The sequence below is a fragment of the Geofilum rhodophaeum genome (genome assembly GCF_002210225.1).
GTDB lineage: Bacteria > Bacteroidota > Bacteroidia > Bacteroidales > Marinilabiliaceae > Geofilum > Geofilum rhodophaeum.
Genome location: NZ_MWUJ01000002.1, coordinates 276003 through 292508 on the forward strand (window position 1 = coordinate 276003; position 16506 = coordinate 292508).

Annotated in this window: 19 protein-coding genes; 10 read left to right on the plus strand and 9 right to left on the minus strand. The window is 50.4% G+C overall.

Going from position 1 to position 16506, the window contains the following annotated elements; translation table 11 throughout:
- The first annotated feature begins 37 nt into the window (after window positions 1-37).
- On the plus strand, window positions 38-1051 hold the full coding sequence (dusB, locus tag B4W65_RS03565) for a tRNA dihydrouridine synthase DusB (protein ID WP_088653744.1): 1014 nt from the start codon (window positions 38-40) through the stop codon (window positions 1049-1051).
- On the opposite strand, the gene B4W65_RS03570 is transcribed toward dusB, so the two are convergent.
- Genes B4W65_RS03570 through rbfA form a run of 3 tightly spaced genes read right to left on the minus strand, consistent with a single transcriptional unit; the run spans window position 1014 to window position 3423 of the window.
- On the minus strand, window positions 1014-2249 hold the full coding sequence (locus B4W65_RS03570) for an ABC transporter permease (protein WP_088653745.1): 1236 nt from the start codon (window positions 2247-2249) through the stop codon (window positions 1014-1016). The two genes, dusB and B4W65_RS03570, sit on opposite strands and share 38 nt — an antisense overlap.
- A 12-nt stretch (window positions 2250-2261) precedes the next feature.
- Window positions 2262-3080 (minus strand): class I SAM-dependent methyltransferase, encoded by an 819-nt coding sequence (locus tag B4W65_RS03575; protein ID WP_088653746.1) that lies wholly within the window; start codon window positions 3078-3080, stop codon window positions 2262-2264.
- Between the two features lie 4 nt (window positions 3081-3084).
- Entirely contained in the window at window positions 3085-3423 is a 339-nt protein-coding gene (gene rbfA / locus B4W65_RS03580) for a 30S ribosome-binding factor RbfA (protein ID WP_088653747.1), read from the minus strand.
- Window positions 3424-3608: 185 nt separating this feature from the next.
- On the opposite strand from rbfA, the gene B4W65_RS03585 reads away from it, so the two are divergent.
- The 4 genes from B4W65_RS03585 (at window position 3609) to B4W65_RS03600 (ending at window position 6174) form a co-directional block, all read left to right on the plus strand.
- The gene (locus tag B4W65_RS03585) at window positions 3609-3938 is read left to right on the plus strand and encodes a PadR family transcriptional regulator (RefSeq protein ID WP_088653748.1); all 330 of its coding nucleotides are present in this window, start codon (window positions 3609-3611) and stop codon (window positions 3936-3938) included.
- Window positions 3939-3942: 4 nt separating this feature from the next.
- On the plus strand, window positions 3943-4557 hold the full coding sequence (locus B4W65_RS03590) for a PspC domain-containing protein (RefSeq protein ID WP_088653749.1): 615 nt from the start codon (window positions 3943-3945) through the stop codon (window positions 4555-4557).
- A 149-nt stretch (window positions 4558-4706) separates the two neighbouring features.
- Window positions 4707-5498 (plus strand): metallophosphoesterase family protein, encoded by a 792-nt coding sequence (locus B4W65_RS03595; RefSeq protein WP_088653750.1) that lies wholly within the window; start codon window positions 4707-4709, stop codon window positions 5496-5498.
- Entirely contained in the window at window positions 5473-6174 is a 702-nt protein-coding gene (locus B4W65_RS03600) for a hypothetical protein (RefSeq protein WP_240509469.1), read from the plus strand. The genes B4W65_RS03595 and B4W65_RS03600 overlap by 26 nt, the downstream gene beginning before the upstream one ends.
- Here the strand turns inward: B4W65_RS03600 and B4W65_RS03605 are convergent.
- Together B4W65_RS03605 and B4W65_RS03610 are read right to left on the minus strand one after the other, a co-directional pair.
- Window positions 6171-6866 (minus strand): response regulator transcription factor, encoded by a 696-nt coding sequence (locus tag B4W65_RS03605; RefSeq protein WP_088653751.1) that lies wholly within the window; start codon window positions 6864-6866, stop codon window positions 6171-6173. The two genes, B4W65_RS03600 and B4W65_RS03605, sit on opposite strands and share 4 nt — an antisense overlap.
- A complete protein-coding gene (locus B4W65_RS03610) occupies window positions 6835-8115 on the minus strand; it encodes a sensor histidine kinase (protein WP_088653752.1) in 1281 nt (426 codons plus the stop codon). Before B4W65_RS03610 ends, B4W65_RS03605 begins: the two co-directional genes overlap by 32 nt.
- A gap of 167 nt (window positions 8116-8282) precedes the next feature.
- On the opposite strand from B4W65_RS03610, the gene B4W65_RS03615 reads away from it, so the two are divergent.
- From B4W65_RS03615 to B4W65_RS03630, 4 genes are all read left to right on the plus strand, one after another.
- Window positions 8283-8510, plus strand: a complete 228-nt coding sequence (locus B4W65_RS03615) for a hypothetical protein (RefSeq protein ID WP_088653753.1) — start codon at window positions 8283-8285, stop codon at window positions 8508-8510.
- Window positions 8511-8636: 126 nt separating this feature from the next.
- Window positions 8637-9275, plus strand: coding sequence for a methyltransferase domain-containing protein (locus B4W65_RS03620; protein WP_088653754.1), 639 nt, complete (start codon window positions 8637-8639; stop codon window positions 9273-9275).
- Between the two features lie 94 nt (window positions 9276-9369).
- Window positions 9370-9741: a hypothetical protein gene (locus B4W65_RS03625; RefSeq protein ID WP_088653755.1), complete on the plus strand. Its 372-nt coding sequence runs from the start codon at window positions 9370-9372 to the stop codon at window positions 9739-9741.
- 90 nt (window positions 9742-9831) lie between these two features.
- Window positions 9832-12078 (plus strand): TonB-dependent receptor, encoded by a 2247-nt coding sequence (locus B4W65_RS03630; protein ID WP_158522765.1) that lies wholly within the window; start codon window positions 9832-9834, stop codon window positions 12076-12078.
- Here the strand turns inward: B4W65_RS03630 and B4W65_RS17635 are convergent.
- The 4 genes from B4W65_RS17635 to B4W65_RS03645 all read right to left on the minus strand — a co-directional run bounded on the left by B4W65_RS17635 (window position 12075) and on the right by B4W65_RS03645 (window position 14637).
- Window positions 12075-12197: a hypothetical protein gene (locus tag B4W65_RS17635; protein WP_262487795.1), complete on the minus strand. Its 123-nt coding sequence runs from the start codon at window positions 12195-12197 to the stop codon at window positions 12075-12077. The genes B4W65_RS03630 and B4W65_RS17635 overlap by 4 nt on opposite strands.
- Window positions 12198-12246: 49 nt before the next feature.
- Window positions 12247-13554 (minus strand): cell envelope integrity protein CreD, encoded by a 1308-nt coding sequence (gene creD / locus B4W65_RS03635; RefSeq protein ID WP_088653757.1) that lies wholly within the window; start codon window positions 13552-13554, stop codon window positions 12247-12249.
- Between the two features lie 70 nt (window positions 13555-13624).
- Complete coding sequence (locus B4W65_RS03640; protein WP_088653758.1) at window positions 13625-13936, minus strand: winged helix-turn-helix domain-containing protein; 312 nt, start codon at window positions 13934-13936, stop codon at window positions 13625-13627.
- Between the two features lie 59 nt (window positions 13937-13995).
- Window positions 13996-14637 (minus strand): hypothetical protein, encoded by a 642-nt coding sequence (locus tag B4W65_RS03645; RefSeq protein ID WP_146697699.1) that lies wholly within the window; start codon window positions 14635-14637, stop codon window positions 13996-13998.
- A 231-nt stretch (window positions 14638-14868) separates the two neighbouring features.
- On the opposite strand from B4W65_RS03645, the gene B4W65_RS03650 reads away from it, so the two are divergent.
- The gene (locus B4W65_RS03650; RefSeq protein WP_088653760.1) at window positions 14869-16422 is read left to right on the plus strand and encodes a glycine--tRNA ligase; all 1554 of its coding nucleotides are present in this window, start codon (window positions 14869-14871) and stop codon (window positions 16420-16422) included.
- The last annotated feature ends 84 nt before the right edge of the window (window positions 16423-16506 follow it).

Consider the following 16506-nt stretch of genomic DNA (forward strand, 5'->3'; position numbering starts at 1 on the left):
ATCTTTGTGACCTGTTACAAGAAAATATTGGGCTGAAGTGAAGTTTGGAAATATTGAGTTGCGCAAGGAGCCGCTGATGCTGGCGCCTATGGAGGATGTTTCGGACCAGGTGTTCCGGAGTCTGTGTAAGCGTTTTGGGGCAGACCTGCTCTATACGGAGTTTGTCTCGTCGGACGCGCTGATTCGTTCGGTGGAGAAGACGCGGGCCAAGCTGTTTTTTGAAGAAGAGGAGCGCCCCGTTGGTATTCAGCTCTATGGTCGTGAGGTGGACGCCCTGGTTGAGGCGGCGAAAATTGCGGAGGAGGCAGGTCCCGATTTCATCGACTTAAATTTTGGCTGTCCCGTAAAAAAAATTGCCATGAAGGGAGCGGGTTCGGGCATGCTGCGGGATGTGCCCCTCTTGCTGGAGATCACTGAAAAAGTGGTGAAGGCGGTAAAGCTGCCGGTTAGTGTAAAAACACGTCTGGGGTGGGATGAGGACAGTAAAATCATTAGCACCCTGGCCGAGCAGTTGCAGGATGTGGGTATTCAGGCCCTGACCATTCACGGTCGTACCCGTTCGCAAATGTACACGGGGGAGGCCGACTGGAATTTGATCGGGGCGGTTAAAAACAATCCGCGCATGCATATTCCCATAATAGGAAACGGAGACGTTACTTCGCCCGAAAAAGCACGTTTGTACTTCGATCGTTATGGGGTAGACGGCATTATGATTGGTCGCGGCGCCATTGGCCGGCCCTGGATTTTTCGTGAAATCAGACATTTTTTGGATACGGGGGAGCTGCTTCCGCCACCACCCATCGAAACGCATGTGGACTTGGTTCGGGAGCAATTGCGGGCGACCATTGCATGGATTGGTGAGCGTCGGGGTATTTTGCACTCACGTCGGCATTTGGCCCTGACCTTTAAGGGCCTGCCCCGATTCAGGGAACTTAAAATCCAGATGTTGCGCAGCGAAAGTCAGGCCGAAATTGAGGCCTTGCTCGACCGTGTTGCAGCGGAGTATGCCGGCTTTACTGCTGCAGCTCCGCATAGTAGCGACGAACAATAACCCTTACAGGGTACCAGGCGGCGACAAAGCCGGTGAGCGAAACAGTGACAAAAACCGTTAAGAGGTCCTGCCAGCGCAGTACCACCGGATAGGCCTCCACGATAAAGTTGCCCCCGCCCTGAAAGCGCACCAGTCCGTAAGTCTGCTGCAACCACAATAGGATACCCCCCAAAAGGAGTCCCCCCAGTGCCCCGGCCAGTGAAATGAGCCAGCCTTCGATTAAAAAGACTTGATGGATGAGGCGCCGCTGGGCGCCCATGCTGCGGAGCGTGGCAATGCTTTCGCGCTTCTCGAAGATGAGCATCGACAGGGTGCCAATCACATTAAATATGGCAATAAGCAGGATGAAGGAGAGAATCAGGTAGGCCATAAGGCGCTCTACCTTCATCATCTTAAAAAAAGTGGCGTGCTGTTCTTCCCGGTTACTTACCTTATAGTCGGGTCCCAACAGACTGCTTAGGCGACTTTGCACGGCATCTATTTGGTTGGTTTGCGCTACTCCTATGCCCAGCCAGGATACGGTGCCCGGGGGGTAAGAAAAAGCTTCCCGGGCTTTGTCGATGTGCACCAGCGTATAGGTGGCGTCGTAGTCGATCTGGTTCACCTGAAAAATACCCGAGGGTTGCAGGTAGGAACTGCGGAAGGCCTGGTCGGGACGGGCAGGGTTGATGCGGCGTTCCCTTTCCGGAGTGTAGAGCAGCAAGGGGGTCACAAAATTCAGGCGCAGGCCCAGCTGGTCAGCCAGCAGATAGCCCACCACACCCTCTTCCAGTCCTTTGTCGCGCAGCCGAAACTCCCCGTCAATAATGATGGAGTCGATGCCCGAAATTTTGTTGAATTGCTCGTCCACCCCCAGGAGTCTGCCCGGCACTTGTCGCTTGCCAAAGCGAAAGAGGGTATGATCTTCGAGGGCCTGCCCGACTGCGCGTACGTCTTCGGTCTCCAACAGCGCCTGGTAGGGGATGGAGTCGGTGTGGAAAACCTTGCCCTTTCGGGCTTCCACTTTCAGGTCGGGGTCGAACGAACCATATAGGTTGCCGATGAGACTGTGCAGTCCGTTGAATACCGAGAGCACCACCAATAAGCCCAAAGCGCCCACCAACACCCCGGTCACCGAAATCCAGGAGATGATGTTGATGATGTTCTGGCTCTTTTTGGCAAAGAGGTAGCGAAGGGCGATGCGCAGGGCTATTTTCATCGGAAAGGCGATTTAGCGCCGGGCTTTAACCAAAAGCCCGGTTCCGGTTGCATGGGTCTGACGAAGATCTGCGTAATTGAGGCAGTAGGCGATGGGCCAGGCCAAGAGGTAATAGAAGGGCAGTACTATAAAGAAAACTTTGCTGGCGTTGAGCATCAGAATGGGGAATTTCATGCTCAGTTTCCAGGCCAGACTGCCGGGGCGACCGTAAGTGTAGGCGACGTCCACTTTTGAGAAACCGGCGCGCAGCAATTTGTCGCGAATGTCGTCGCGGTTGTAGCCGTCGCGAACGTGCTCGTCAATGAAACCGGTGGTGCCTTCCTGGTGGTGGTGCTGGGTATCGGATCCGCCCTGGTCGGAGGGCGTCGAAATCAGTAGGAGTCCCCCGGGCTTCAGGGCCCGGCAGAGGTTTTGCATCACCTTCTCGTCGGCTTCGATGTGCTCCATCACATCTACCGACAGCACCAGATCGTAGCGCTCCTCGTCGTGCAGCACCTCCAGTTCCTGCACCCTAAAATGTACCCGAGCAGCCAGTCCCGCCCGGGCAAACCAGGCATTGCAGTCGGCCACTTGCTCCTTTTTTACATCTACTCCGGTTATTTGGAAGGCCTCGCCCATCTGGGCCAGGCGCCAGACGTACTGTCCAAAGCCTGAGCCGGCATCGAGTATGCGGGCATCGGCTGGAGCGCTGAGCCGCCATTGGCGCAGTTCGCGTCGCAGGTACCAGGAGCGCAGGAGCAGCAAATCAAGCAAACGATAAAAGAGGGCCCGAAGGAGGGGATGCAGGTTAAATACCTTGCCGAGAGAGCGTTTGATGGGATCGTATTGCATGTGCTTAGTCCTTTAACAAGTCGTCCAAACGTTCGATGTAGTCGAGACTGTCGTCGATGAAGAACTGCAGCTCGGGGATGATGCGCATTTGTTTGCCTACGCGCTGACCCAGGAGAAAACGCAGTTTGCTGTTGTGTGCACAAATGTTTTTGTACACTTCCTCCTTATTTTCGGTAGGGAAAATGCTGATGTAAATTTTGGCCATGCCCATATCGGGCGAAACCCTTGCTACCGTTACGCTCACCATGGTGCCCATGACCACGTCGCGTACTTCGCGCTGGAAAATCTCGCTCATTTCTTTCTGCAGAAGGCGGCCAATCTTTTTTTGTCTGGTAGAATCCATTGTTCGTGTACTTGTTAAGTGGTCAAAATTACGCTTTTTTCGGCGAGTTTCATAATGCCTGAATTTGGCGCTGAAATATTTTTAGTACTTGGTGTTGCACAGTACTAAAAATATTACATATCTTTGCAATGCCTGCTTAAGGGTTAAGTCAGGTAGCTTATATTATTTACTAAAGTGCCAAGAACATGAAACTTGAAAATGTGAAGGCTCAAATGCGCAAAGGCGTCTTGGAGTATTGCATCCTTTCCTTGCTGTCGAAAGCCGATGCCTACGCCTCCGACATCATTGCCGAGCTCAAGTCGGTTCAGATGATTGTGGTAGAGGGGACCTTGTATCCTTTGCTGACCAGGCTGAAGAACGACGAGCTGCTGAGTTATCGCTGGGAGGAGTCGTCGCAGGGACCACCCCGCAAATATTATGCGCTGACCGACAAGGGCAGTGCTTTTCTGCAAGAGTTGGACCAGTCGTGGTCCCAATTGGTTGTTTCCGTAGCAAAAATCAAACAAAAAAATTAGAACGATGAAAAAGACCATCAGTATACAGATAGCCGGCCGTGCCTTTTTTATTGAAGAGGAGGCTTATGAAACCCTCCAGGTTTACCAGCAGAAGCTGGAGAACTGGTTTAGAAAGCGCGAAAGCGGGGCCGAGATTATTGAGGACATAGAGGCGCGCATGTCTGAGCTTTTCGCTGCCCAGACTTCTGCGAATGGGGTGATTACCGCCGATAAAGTGCGTGAAGTGATTGAGACGATGGGCCAGCCCGAAGACTTCTCGGAGGCAGAGGAAGAGCAGGCAGGGGATCCCAAGGGCGCACAGGAGAACACAAGCTCTCAGCTGCCCTTGCGCATCCGAAAGCGTTTATTCCGCAACATCGACGATAAGGTGTTTGGCGGGGTGTGCAGTGGCCTGGCAGCCTACCTGAATATGGATACGCTGTTGGTGCGCATAATTTTTGTGTTGTTGCCTTTTTTCAGTGTCGGGGTCGTTTTCCCCGTGTATCTCGTGCTCTGGCTGGTGGTTCCGGCTGCCCTTACCACTGCCCAGAAGCTCGAGATGCGGGGTGAAAATGTGACGGTTTCGAACATCGAACGCATGATTCGCGAACAGTACGAAAAAGTACGGTTAAAATTCTAGGCTGCCTAGACCTCCTAGCTTTTGCTGCTTCCTACGCTTGAGCCATTGAATTCTATCCTTGGGGCAGCTTTTTCCCAGGCGGCGCCACCTTGCACTTAACTTTGCAGGTTATTTTGGCGCTTAGGCTTATGCACATATTTAGGATACTTATGGGAATACTGTTGGCGGGCTTGTTGCTTTTTTCAGCGGGCTGCGACAATATCTTTGAGTACAGTCCCTACAAGGCCGGGGTGCGTGTGCCCTACAGCGACTTAAACCTGAAAGCTCTGAAGGTGCTGGAAGAACAGAGTAGGGAGGCGTTTGCCCCATTTTCCGTCGGTGTTTTCGGGGATACCCACACTTACTACGACGATTTTGAAGAGCAGGTGGCGCGGTTCAACAAGCAGGACAGTCTGGCCTTTATCGCTCACATGGGCGACCTTACGCTGAGTGGAATCTACCGCGAATTCATTTGGTATCGGAAAATCTCGTCCAAATTGAAGCATCCCTTGCTGACGCTGATCGGCAACCACGACTACTTGTCCAACGGCGAGTTCATGTACGAGGAGATGTTTGGCCCCTCCAATTTCACCTTGGTCTACAACAACTGTCTGTTTGTCTTTATGGACGACATCATTTGGGAGAAGAATGTGCAGGATCCCGATTTTGCATGGCTCGAAAGTGTTTTGGAAGGGTCGGAACACTACAAGTATCGCTTTGTGCTGGCCCATATTCCGCCTTGGTCGGCACCTTTTTCAAAGGGCAATGAATATTATTACAATATGTTGATGGAAAAGTACGGGGTGGATTTGTCACTTCATGGGCATACCCACAGCTATACCTACGGACAGCCCTACGAAAACGGACCGCCCTATTTTACTTCGTCGAGCAGCAAAAGACGCGAAATTTTTTATCTGGATGTAAAGGAAGATGGCTTTGAAATCAGGAAAGAGGATATTTAAGGAGTGGGTGGCCCGGTCCGGAAGCTGGGTCCTGCTGTTGGGCGGCTTGCTGCTGGCGCCTTCGGCCCGGGCCGAAGGCGGTCCTTCGGAGGCCACGCTGCAGGTCGATGAAAGCTTTCTGGCGCGTCCCATGCCCCTGGTTTTTCAGGAAGACACGGTGTTGTTTAAGTTTTCCTGGCTCAAGCCCCAACAGCTCAGGCTTCAGTATGCCGGACTCATTGGTTTTGCCTCAGTGGGGCTGGGCTATGAATTTACACCTCGTTACAGTGCTGCCCTTTACTACGGGGTGCTGTCCGACACCTTTGGGGGCAGCTCTGTGCGGGTGCATACCGTGTCGATTAAAAGCAGCTGGCGACTTTTTCGGGAGGACCTGCTGGGACCGGTGGAGCCTCGGGCGGGTTTTTCGTTGAACTGGGGGAATACCAACAATACCTTTCGTCGACTGCCGGCCCATTATCCCGAAAAGTACTATTTCCAGAACAAGTTGCACCTGGCACCCTTTTGGGGCGCCGAGTGGGCGCTGCCTTTGCGAGAGGGAAAGTGGATCAAGGGCATAGGGCTGTATGCCGAAATGAGCACCCTCGATGCCTACGTGCTGGAGATGGTCAGGACCCGCTATGTGGGACTTCATGACATCTGGAACCTGGCACTGGGGATAACACTCTACCTGGACTAGTCCTGCAGGATGTAGCCCACCTTGGGCACATTTTCAATCTTTACCGAGGGATCCTTGGCCAGTCGCTTGCGCAAACGGGTGATGAAGACATCCAGACTGCGACCATTAAAATAGTCGTCCTTGCCCCAATACTTTTGCAGCAGGTCACTGCGCTTGACCAATTTTCCTTTGTGGGCGCAGAGCATGCTCAGCACGTCGCACTCGCGGTAAGTCAGGCGGTCGTTGTTGCCGTTTAGCACCAAAGCCTGGTTGCGTACGTCAAAAAGGTAGCGCCCAATGGGATACTCTTCGGCCTGGGCTTCCTCATCGGTCTGGCTGTTGCCGACCCGATTAAAAATGGCGTGGATGCGACAGAGCAATTCTTCTTCGTCAAAAGGCTTGGTGATGTAATCGTCGCCCCCCAGGTTAAAACCTTTCAGCTTGTCCTGCTTCATCGAGCGTGCGGTTAAAAAGACGATGGGTACCCGGGCATCTTCCTTGCGGATGCGTTCGGCCAGGGTAAAGCCGTCGATACCCGGAAGCATGACATCTACAATGCAGAAATCGGCTTTTTGCTGTCTGAAGGCTTCCAGTCCCCGGTCGCCATCCACGCACAGGGCGACCTCAAAACCGTTGGCCGACAGAAATTCCCTGAGCAGGAAACCCATGTTGGGATCGTCTTCAATGACCAGTATTTTCTTTGTCTTGTCCATCTCTTTGGCTTAAGGGGAAAGTCAGGATAAAGGTACTGCCTTTTTCCATACTGCTTTCAATTTTTATGCTGCCTCCGTATTGCTCCACTACTTTTTTTACGTAGGTGAGGCCCAATCCAAAACCCTTAACATTGTGTACGTTGCCCGTCGATACCCGGAAATGCTTGTCGAAGATGCGCTCCTGGTCTGCCCTGGCAATGCCAATGCCGTTGTCGCTGATACGAACAAGCAGCTTGTCCTCCTTGTTCTGGGTGCGTATTTGGAGTCGCGGAGCCTGCTTTACGTATTTCAGCGCATTGTCGAGCAAATTGGAAAGGACCAGCGACAGCGGCCCCTGCTCCGCTTCAATCTGGTCGAAACGGGCTTCCTTACTCAGGCTGCAGCTTGCACCCAGCTCGTCCATGCGGTATTGAAAAGTGTGCAGCACCTGGTCGATCAGCTCATGTACCCTCACCACTTCGGTCTGTCCCCGGCTTTCTTCGCCCGAGGCCACCCGAAGCACGGCTTCAACATGGGCCTGCAGGCGCTGGGTCTCGTTCAGGATAACCTGGGTGTATTCTTCGGTTTTGGCGGCTTGGTCGCCCTTAAGGCGTTTCAGCAGGTTGGAGGCAAAGCGGATGTTGGCAATCGGCGTCTGAAACTCGTGCACCATATTGTTGACAAAGTCGGAAGTCCTCACCATTAAAGCCTTCTCCCGTCTGAAGAGTCGCCACATAATCAGGAAGGAGATCATCACAAAGAGGATGAAAACGATGGACAGGCCCAGTTGACTCCATAGTTCTGCAATGAGAAACTGATTGCGGGTAGGAAACTGCAATCTGATTTGAATGCCGTCCTGATCGATGAGTCCGTTCAGATTTTGTCGGTAGCAGGCAGGGGTAAAAAAAAGTCCCTGTCCCTGATGCAACAAGGAGTCGCTGATGTCGAAAGTATAGGGCAGGTCGATGTGAAAACGGTGGAGGCAGGCATGAATGATGCTGTCGATCTCGGCTTGTTTGGCCTGGTGCACCTGCTCGGCGCACTCGCGACCGCATAAAAAGTCGGTCATGTCGTTGCACAGGGGTGCCCGATGACCAATTTCATCGCGGGCTGCATTTAAGGCCATACTCACGCGGTGGTTAAAGTTTTGTTCTTCGAGGTGGGCCGCACGCGATATCCAGCTCACTTGTATTAAAATGAGCAGGAGCAGTACCACAAAGGTAAGGACCGGAAGTATGCCCTGTTTGTAGGAGTTCCACGGTTTATTCATCGGGGCAAAATTAACAAAAGAGAGAGGCTTCCAACGGGCATTAACTTTACATTAACGCCCATTAACAGGCTGCTAACTTGTTTTTATTCAGAATCATTCTAGTTTTGTAAATGAGCCTTTCAAAAATAGGCTTTCTTTAGTTTGCTAACCAATAAAACAATAAAACGATGAAAAAGAAATTAGCAGCAGCATTTTTGTTTGTATTTGCTTTGGGCATGACTGCCCCCGCTTTTGCTGGCGACATGATGCAGGAGCCCGAGAAAAAAGAAAATTGCGAAGCCAAGAAGGCCGAGTGCAGTGAGGCTAAAAAAGCCGATTGCGACAAAGCTAAAAAAGCCGATTGCGACAAGGCAGAGAAAAAAGCTTGCTGCGATAAAGCCAAGAAGGCCGAATAAGCTTGTTTTGTTTAATCCGAAAAAGGGAGGCATTCGAAAGGATGTTTCCCTTTTTTTCTGTCAGGTAGTGAAAAATCCCCAGCTTCTTCCTACTTTTGCGCCCTCAAAACCAAAAGATTGAAGAGAATGACCTGTAGTTTGTGTGGATCAGAAGTTCGAGAAAGCTTTAGCGGAATAGAGGGAATAAAACTGCATCGTTGCAGCAACTGTTGGCTGGTGTTTAAGGACCCCGAATTGCATCCCTCGGCCGAGGAGGCGGAATATCGCTACGCCCAGCACAACAACAGCGACGATTGTCCCGGTTACCGGGATTTTTTGAATCAGGCCTTAGAACCTACCTTGCCTTACCTTGATTTTGGCATGGAAGGCCTGGATTTTGGCTGCGGCCCTAATCCGGTTTTGGCCCGCATGCTCGATGAGGCCGGTTATTCTTGCACTTACTACGATCCCTTTTTCTTTCCGGATTTGCCCGACGACCGGCAGGATTTCATTATGGCCACCGAATGTTTTGAACACTTTTTTGCACCTGCTGCAGAAATGAAGCTCCTGACCGCCCTCTTAAGGCCCCACGGCACGCTTACCGTAATGACGCATCGCTGGGACGAGGAAACCGATTTTTCTACCTGGTGGTACCTGCGCGACCCGACCCACATTTCCTTTTTTCACCGCAAGACTTTCGATTACCTCTGCACGCGTTTTGGTTATCAGGTAGAGGAAGCGCCCGGCGACAAGGTCATCGTACTTCGAAAAATGGTGGTGGTGTAATCGCGCCGAAGCAGGTTAATAAATCTTTAATTATTCTTTGGTGAGCAACTAAAGCATCAGGTATTGGTTATGTTTGTAGCATAACCAATACCTGATGAGGCGAACCAGAAACATAAAGCAGGGACTCGTACTTCTGAGCCTTCCTTTTGTGTTGCTGTTGTTTTACAACAACAACAGCAACTGGCATTACCATCAGCAACAGAACGGAACCCTCGTCCGGCATGCGCACCCCTATTCTGTCGGGCAAGTGCCGGGGACGCCTGTACAGGACCATCCCCACAGCACTGCCGATTGGCTGGTGCTCACCCTGCTCTCGGCAGGCTTCAGTGAGGAAGCGCTGCCAATTGCTGAGCTGCCGGTGGTGGCCGAGCAGGACCTCGCCGGGTCGGCCACAGCAGTGCCTGTCCTTCGTCCGGGCTCAAGCCCTTTACTTTTCTTTCGTCGGGGACCTCCCCTGGCGGCCTAAAAACGCTTTCAGTATGTATTCCGGGCAGGGCAACTCGTTTAGTGCGAGCTGCTCCAATGCCCCATGTTTTTAGGTTTAAAGAATTGTTTTATGAACCGCAGTATATTATTTATTCTATTCTTTTTTCAAAGTCTGTCTTCCTTTCCCAATCCTGTTGATGCCCGTCCCGCTACCGATGCCAATGTTTTTGGCCATGTGGTAGATGCCGCTTCGGGCGAGCACCTGCCCTTTGTCAACCTGGTGGTTAAAGGCACCCGCATAGGTACCATCACCGATGCCAGCGGGCATTATTTTTTAACCAATCTGCCTGAGGGGCCCCTGGTCATCCAGGCTTCGAGTATGGGCTATGCCGTGGCCGAAGTGGCTGTGGAAGCGGTGGCCAAAACCACGCAGGAAATCGATATCCCGCTTTCAGCCACCAGCATTACGCTCAGCGGGGTTACCCTGACTGCTTCGCCTACTGCCAGTGGCTTTCGCTATCAGCCCGATGCGGTTTTTATGGGCGAAGAAATACAACGACGCAGCGAAGCCTCCTTTGGAGAAATGTTGAACGGTCAGCCCGGCGTAGCCATGCGGAGCATGGGGTCGGCACCGGCCAGACCTGTTATTCGGGGCATGGACGGCGACCGTATTCTGGTCCTCGAAAATGGTGAGCGCATGGGCGATATCTCCGAGACCTCGGCCGATCACTCCATTTCTTTGGATCCCCTGGCCGCCAGTCGGGTCGAAGTCATTCGCGGACCCGCCAGTCTCCTCTACGGCTCCAGTGCCCTGGGTGGCGTCATCAATTTGATGACCACCGACATTCCCGATCAGTGGGACGAGGGTTGGTCTGGGGCAGCCTCGGTTCAGGCAGCGAGCATGAACCGTATGGGTGCTGGTTTTGCGCGTGTGGCTGCGGGCGGAGAGGAACACGCCTTTTCGGCACGTATGGCCTATCGACAGGCGGGCGACATCACAACGCCGGAAGGTCGTATTGCGGGGACTTCCATGCAGGCCTATGACGCCGCTCTGGGCTGGGGTGTGGATAAGGGACCGTGGCTGGGTGGACTCAGTTTCTCTTTGTCCGACCAGACCTTTGGTATTCCTGAAGCGGCAGAGAACTCCGAAGAGGAGGTGGAGATCCGTGCCAACAGGATGGCCCTGCAAGGGCGTTTTGGTCGTTCGTGGCAGGACAGGTCTTTCGACCAGGCCCAGTGGCGTTTTAATCTGAGTCGTTTTGAGCAGGATGAGGTGGAATTGTTTAAACCGGCAGACGCTCCTGAAGAAGAAGCCATAGGGCTCTCTTATGAGCAGTATGCTTTGAGTTCGACCCTCACGCTGCAACATAAGCCCGCCGGGGTACTCGACAGGGGGGCAGTCGGTTTCAGCTGGAATGCCCAACAGCTGGATATCAAGGGAGAAGAGGCCTACACACCGGGCGAGCAGCGCTTTTCGGTGGCCGCCTTCAGTTTTGAGGAAGTCCCTTTGTCGAACATCCTACGCCTGCAGTTTGGCTTGCGCCTCGACCTGCAACACTCCAGGGCTTTAAGCAACCAAAGATTTCCCGACGCTAAGCTTTCCCGTACTTCCTTCAACTATTCGGGGAGTGTGGGACTCAATGTGCGCCCTTTTCCCGGTTTTGAGCTGGGGGCCCAACTGGCGCGTTCGCACCGCAATCCCATGGTGGAGGAGCTGTTTGCCGATGGGGCCCATTTGGGGGCCGGCGTATATGAGCAGGGCAATGTTGCGCTAAGCGATGAAATTGGTCATGGCGGCGATGTTTTCGTGACCTGGGAGCGGGGCGCCTGGCAGCTGGAGCTGACCGGCTTTGTGAATGATTTCACCAATTACATCATTTTTCAGCCCACCGGCGAAGTGGATGCGGCTTCGGGCTACGATATTTATAGCTATGCCGAAGGGAAGGCCCGTTTGTACGGCAACGAGTTTCAGGCCAACTGGCAGGCCAGTCGCGCTTTGTCGTGGCAGACCAGCATCGACTGGGTGCGGGGTCGAAGGGTTTTTGATAAAAGTCCCAACGAGAATCTGCCCTTCATTCCGCCCCTGCGCTGGCGCAATGCGCTGGAGTACGACTTTGGTCGCACCTGGATGGGCGCCCAGCTGATGTTGGTGCGCCAACAGGATCAGGTGGCTCCCGGAGAGGCGGTGACCGATGGTTATGCGCTTGTCGGACTTCAAGCCGGATACCGTGTGAACGGACGGGGACGCCAAACTCTGATTCTTCGTGTGGAGAACCTCTTTGATACGGCCTACCGCGATCACCTGAGTCGCATCGAGGACCGCAACTTTGTAATGCCGGGTCGCAACTTCAACCTCAGTTGGCGCTGGTTCTTTTAATGAATCACAGTCTTCTTGCTTTCATTGTTGCCCCGTATCACCGGAAAATACATCAGCTCGGCATAGGCCGGGTTCAGATTGAAAGTCCCAAACAATAATGCGCTTCTTTTGAAACGCATTATTGTTTTTTGATACGGAGAGCCTATTATTAATAGACCGTTTGTTTGCTCAACTTAGTTGTCTGCTTAATTTGAGAGATGCTTTCATAATGACCGACAGTATGATTACCAAGCCAATATTTCCAGCCAAAAATGCGAGGTCGTTAAGTTGTAAAAGTACAAAAAGAAAACTGTACATAAGTATCAGGAGTCCCGTTACCCATGAAGTTAGGCGGAGGTTTTGCAGCAATCCATAGGCAAACAAGCTTATAATTGAAATATTAGCTGTGGAGGCGATTACATAGGCAATGTCGAATCCCGTATGTTCGCTTAGAGCAGTTAGTAATGAAAAAAAGAGAATCAGAGCCAGTCCAACCAGAAGATACTGAAAAAGGTGCACATTTTTATTGTAAATCAGTTCTATGAATAAGAATACCAGTAAGGTCAAGACAATAAACAGGATGCCGTATTTGGCTGATCTCATCGCTTTCTGGTAATGGTTTACAGGGAGATACAGGTCAACACCCAGGGAGTGCTCCCATACGTCAAATCTAGCTCCTTGCCAGTATTGAGGAAAATTCCTATTTAAATGAGTGAGTTGCCAATGAGCAGTAAATCCATTTTCCGAAACATCTCTTGTAAGCGGTAATAGGTTGCCGCTGAAACTTGGATTGGTCCATGAAGAAGCAATGTCAATTTTGCTGTCTTGTCCCAACGGCAATATGGTAAAGGTTTTAGATCCGCTTAGCTCCAATTGGATGTCAAAAGGAATGTTTTTATTCAAATCGTAAACTGTCAAGGGGGTTTTTATACTGAAACCTGTTTTGGTAATGGCTTTTGTATGCATTCCAGACTCTGGTTCAATGGATTTGTTGTCCCATTTAATTTTTATATCCCCTCTAATGCCTCTGGTGTCGCTAACTCCAAAGGTAACCACTGCTTTACTCCAATCGGGTGTTCCAACGATTTCTTCCGGATTTATATCGAACTTGAATTGTCCGGTAATCTCTGATATTGAAGTGTAGACAGCTGTTTTATAAATACCCCGGTATCTGATCTCTGGATTTATTTTGGTGGAAATATTTAAATTGTAGGGCATAATGTGGAGCCAGTCTTTCTGAACAATCAAATTTCCATTTTTGTCAACAACCGATTTTTTTGTCGGAATGTTTAATATGGGGCCTGCCAACACTTGGGCATGTCCCCATTGGGCAGAAATTTCATTTTCTACTTCTAAGGACGTTGATTCCCTTTCGGCAATAACGCTCTTTATCATAGATAAGGGAATAAGCAGCAATAAAGCTATGATTCCGATAATTGTCAGTTTAAAGGTTAATGAGTTAACCCAGGGGGTTTTTGGGAGATTTTTTGTTTCCATGATTTCTTGTTTTAAAAGTACTTTTTTTTTCAAAGTAAAAAAATAAAAAAATTATTGATGATTAGTTTTGCTAATGTACATTTTTGTCAGGGCTTTTAAGCAGTTTTTCAAGTGCGTTGATATGTGAAGAAAATTGCTTTTTCCCATCTCCAGTAAGGGTATAAGAGGTATTTGGTTTTTTGCCAATGAACTGTTTATGAACTGCAATAATCCCAGCTTTTTCCAGCCCTTTTAAATGACTGGCCAGATTTCCGTCGGTAACTCCGAGTAAATCTTTGAGGGTGTTGAATTCAACTCCCTCGTTCACCATTAGGGCGCTCATTATTCCCAGGCGAACACGGTTGTCGAAATTTTTGTTAAGTCCCTCAATGATTGTTTTCATGGTGATTGTTTTTCTGCCTGGTGAAGGATTCTTGTTTACAGCATGGCTGAAGAATAGGTTTACGCTTTTCTGTCGTACTTAAAATACATAGCTACGCCATAAATGATGTGGACCACTCCAAAGCCAAGAGTCCATAGCAATAAGCCATAATTATGAAAGAAGGTGGCCAATAAACCAAGAGACATCTGCGTATAGGCCAAAGCGCTTATGTTTTGCATCGAGTACTTGCTGGCGTTGAGCAGCGCCAGACCATAAAACAGCAGCATGGATGCGGCTACTAGTTTGAAGTAGCCATGGTATACCAGCAGTAGGCAAAAAGCTCCTCCGACCGAGAGGACCGAGAATAGGCTCCAAACCATCTTTTGTGCTGAAGGGGTCCAAAACTTTTGGTTTCTTTTTTTGCTGTTACGATAACAAAGATACCAGGAAGATAGTAGAGCCCCGGAAAGAACAAATAGGGCATTCAGTAACATGCCTGATCGTAAATGATCATTTTGTCCATAATTTACCACTTGAATAAATTCATTGTATTTGACGGTCCCTCCCTTCAAAATAATAAAGTAGGCAATGGCGGCTCCTGCCAGGGCAAAGCTGCCAACAGCTATGCCGGAAAGACCACTTAGAGATAGGAATTTGGACGAAGCCTCCATCATTTGACGGATGTGCTTTAAATCTTCCGAAGGGTTGCTTTTTGTTGTCATCTTAAAAGAACTTTGAAAAACAAAGCTCGTTAAAGATTTTTAGAATAGCAATTTTTATTGACTCTGCTTGCAAAAAAAAATCGTTTTATTCCCTGGTCCTAACTAATTAGTTGGAAATGCTATAAAACTGAAATTTTGGCTTATTTTTGCCCTCTTGTGTGCCGGTCCAAAATGGGAGGGTGCACATTTTGTTTGCTATTTAATAAAAAACAAGATAAAAGTTACAGCATTATGGCTCAGGAAGACGTTTTTAAGAAATTGGTGGCCCATTGCAAGGAATATGGGTTTGTGTTCCAAAGCAGTGAGATTTACGACGGTCTGGGTGCCGTTTACGATTATGGCCAGAATGGCGTGGAGTTGAAAAACAACATCAAGAAGTACTGGTGGGATTCGATGGTCTTGCTGAACGACAATGTGGTGGGACTCGATTCGGCCATTTTTATGCATCCCACGGTGTGGAAGGCTTCGGGTCACGTGGATGCCTTCAACGATCCATTGATCGACAACAAGGACAGCAAGAAGCGTTACCGTGCCGATGTGCTGATTGAGGACCTGATGGCCAAGTACGATGCCAAGGTCGATAAGGAGGTGGAGAAAGCCGCCAAGAGGTTTGGCGAGAGTTTTGACGAGGCCATGTTTCGGGAAACCAATCCCCGCGTTCAGGAGAACCTGGCCAAAAAGGACGAAATTCATCAGCGCTTCGTAAAGGCTTTGAACGACAACGATTTGGCAGAGCTGCGTCAAATTATTATCGACTACGAGGTGGTTTGTCCCATCAGCGGCACCAAAAACTGGACCGATGTGCGGCAATTTAACCTGATGTTTGCCACCGAAATGGGCTCTACCGCTGATGGTGCCCTCAAGGTGTATTTGCGCCCCGAAACGGCGCAGGGCATCTTTGTGAATTTTCTGAATGTGCAGAAAACCGGTCGTATGAAGCTTCCTTTTGGTATTGCCCAAATCGGAAAGGCCTTCCGCAACGAGATTGTAGCCCGTCAGTTCATCTTCCGTATGCGGGAGTTCGAGCAGATGGAGATGCAATTTTTTGTGGCACCCGGCGAGGAGCTCAACTGGTTTGAAAAATGGAAGGAAACCCGTATGAAATGGCATAAGGCATTGGGCCTGGGCGATCACAAGTACCGTTTTCACGATCACGATAAGCTGGCGCACTACGCCAACGCTGCGACAGACATTGAATACGAGATGCCCTTTGGTTTTAAAGAGGTGGAAGGCATCCACTCACGGACCGATTTTGACTTGTCGCAGCACCAGCAGTTTTCAGGTAAGAAGATTTCCTATTTTGACCCGGAACGCAACGAGAGCTATGTGCCCTATGTGGTGGAGACATCCATTGGGGTGGACCGGATGTTTCTGAGTATTTTGGCCGGTTCTTATTGCGAGGAAGAAGTGCCCGGCAAGGACGGAAAAACAGAATCGCGTGTGGTGTTGAAGTTGCCACCGGTGCTGGCCCCCGTTAAGCTGGCTGTACTGCCCCTGGTTAAGAAGGACGGACTGCCCGAGTTGGCACGCAGCATCGTGGACGATCTTAAGTTCCACTTCAATTGTCAGTACGACGAGAAAGACTCCATCGGAAAACGCTACCGGCGTCAGGATGCTGTGGGTACGCCCTTCTGCGTAACCATTGACCACCAAAGCGCTGAGGACCAGACGGTAACCATTCGCCACCGCGATACTATGGCGCAGGAGCGCGTGAAGATCGCCGATTTGAAGGGCCTGATTATGGAAAAGGTCAGCATGACCGAACTGTTTAAGAAGATGCAGTAGCGCCTTTTCTGGCAAAGATTTAAATCCCCCGGCACCTGCTTTTTAAAGCGGGGCCGGGGTTTTTATTTATAATCTTTCTATCTT

Excerpts from the sequence above, each read along its gene's own strand:
- B4W65_RS03610 (WP_088653752.1), bottom strand. The coding sequence starts at position 8,115 with ATGAATAAACCGTGGAACTCCTACAAACAGGGCATACTTCCGGTCCTT.
- B4W65_RS03630 (WP_158522765.1), top strand. The coding sequence starts at position 9,832 with ATGAACCGCAGTATATTATTTATTCTATTCTTTTTTCAAAGTCTGTCT.
- B4W65_RS03640 (WP_088653758.1), bottom strand. The coding sequence starts at position 13,936 with ATGAAAACAATCATTGAGGGACTTAACAAAAATTTCGACAACCGTGTT.
- creD (WP_088653757.1), bottom strand. The coding sequence starts at position 13,554 with ATGGAAACAAAAAATCTCCCAAAAACCCCCTGGGTTAACTCATTAACC.
- B4W65_RS03650 (WP_088653760.1), top strand. The coding sequence starts at position 14,869 with ATGGCTCAGGAAGACGTTTTTAAGAAATTGGTGGCCCATTGCAAGGAA.
- B4W65_RS03620 (WP_088653754.1), top strand. The coding sequence starts at position 8,637 with ATGACCTGTAGTTTGTGTGGATCAGAAGTTCGAGAAAGCTTTAGCGGA.
- B4W65_RS03625 (WP_088653755.1), top strand. The coding sequence starts at position 9,370 with ATGAGGCGAACCAGAAACATAAAGCAGGGACTCGTACTTCTGAGCCTT.
- rbfA (WP_088653747.1), bottom strand. The coding sequence starts at position 3,423 with ATGGATTCTACCAGACAAAAAAAGATTGGCCGCCTTCTGCAGAAAGAA.
- B4W65_RS03605 (WP_088653751.1), bottom strand. The coding sequence starts at position 6,866 with ATGGACAAGACAAAGAAAATACTGGTCATTGAAGACGATCCCAACATG.
- B4W65_RS03585 (WP_088653748.1), top strand. The coding sequence starts at position 3,609 with ATGAAACTTGAAAATGTGAAGGCTCAAATGCGCAAAGGCGTCTTGGAG.
- B4W65_RS03575 (WP_088653746.1), bottom strand. The coding sequence starts at position 3,080 with ATGCAATACGATCCCATCAAACGCTCTCTCGGCAAGGTATTTAACCTG.
- B4W65_RS17635 (WP_262487795.1), bottom strand. The coding sequence starts at position 12,197 with ATGCGTTTCAAAAGAAGCGCATTATTGTTTGGGACTTTCAATCTGAAC.
- B4W65_RS03570 (WP_088653745.1), bottom strand. The coding sequence starts at position 2,249 with ATGAAAATAGCCCTGCGCATCGCCCTTCGCTACCTCTTTGCCAAAAAG.
- B4W65_RS03595 (WP_088653750.1), top strand. The coding sequence starts at position 4,707 with ATGGGAATACTGTTGGCGGGCTTGTTGCTTTTTTCAGCGGGCTGCGAC.
- B4W65_RS03590 (WP_088653749.1), top strand. The coding sequence starts at position 3,943 with ATGAAAAAGACCATCAGTATACAGATAGCCGGCCGTGCCTTTTTTATT.
- B4W65_RS03645 (WP_146697699.1), bottom strand. The coding sequence starts at position 14,637 with ATGACAACAAAAAGCAACCCTTCGGAAGATTTAAAGCACATCCGTCAA.
- B4W65_RS03615 (WP_088653753.1), top strand. The coding sequence starts at position 8,283 with ATGAAAAAGAAATTAGCAGCAGCATTTTTGTTTGTATTTGCTTTGGGC.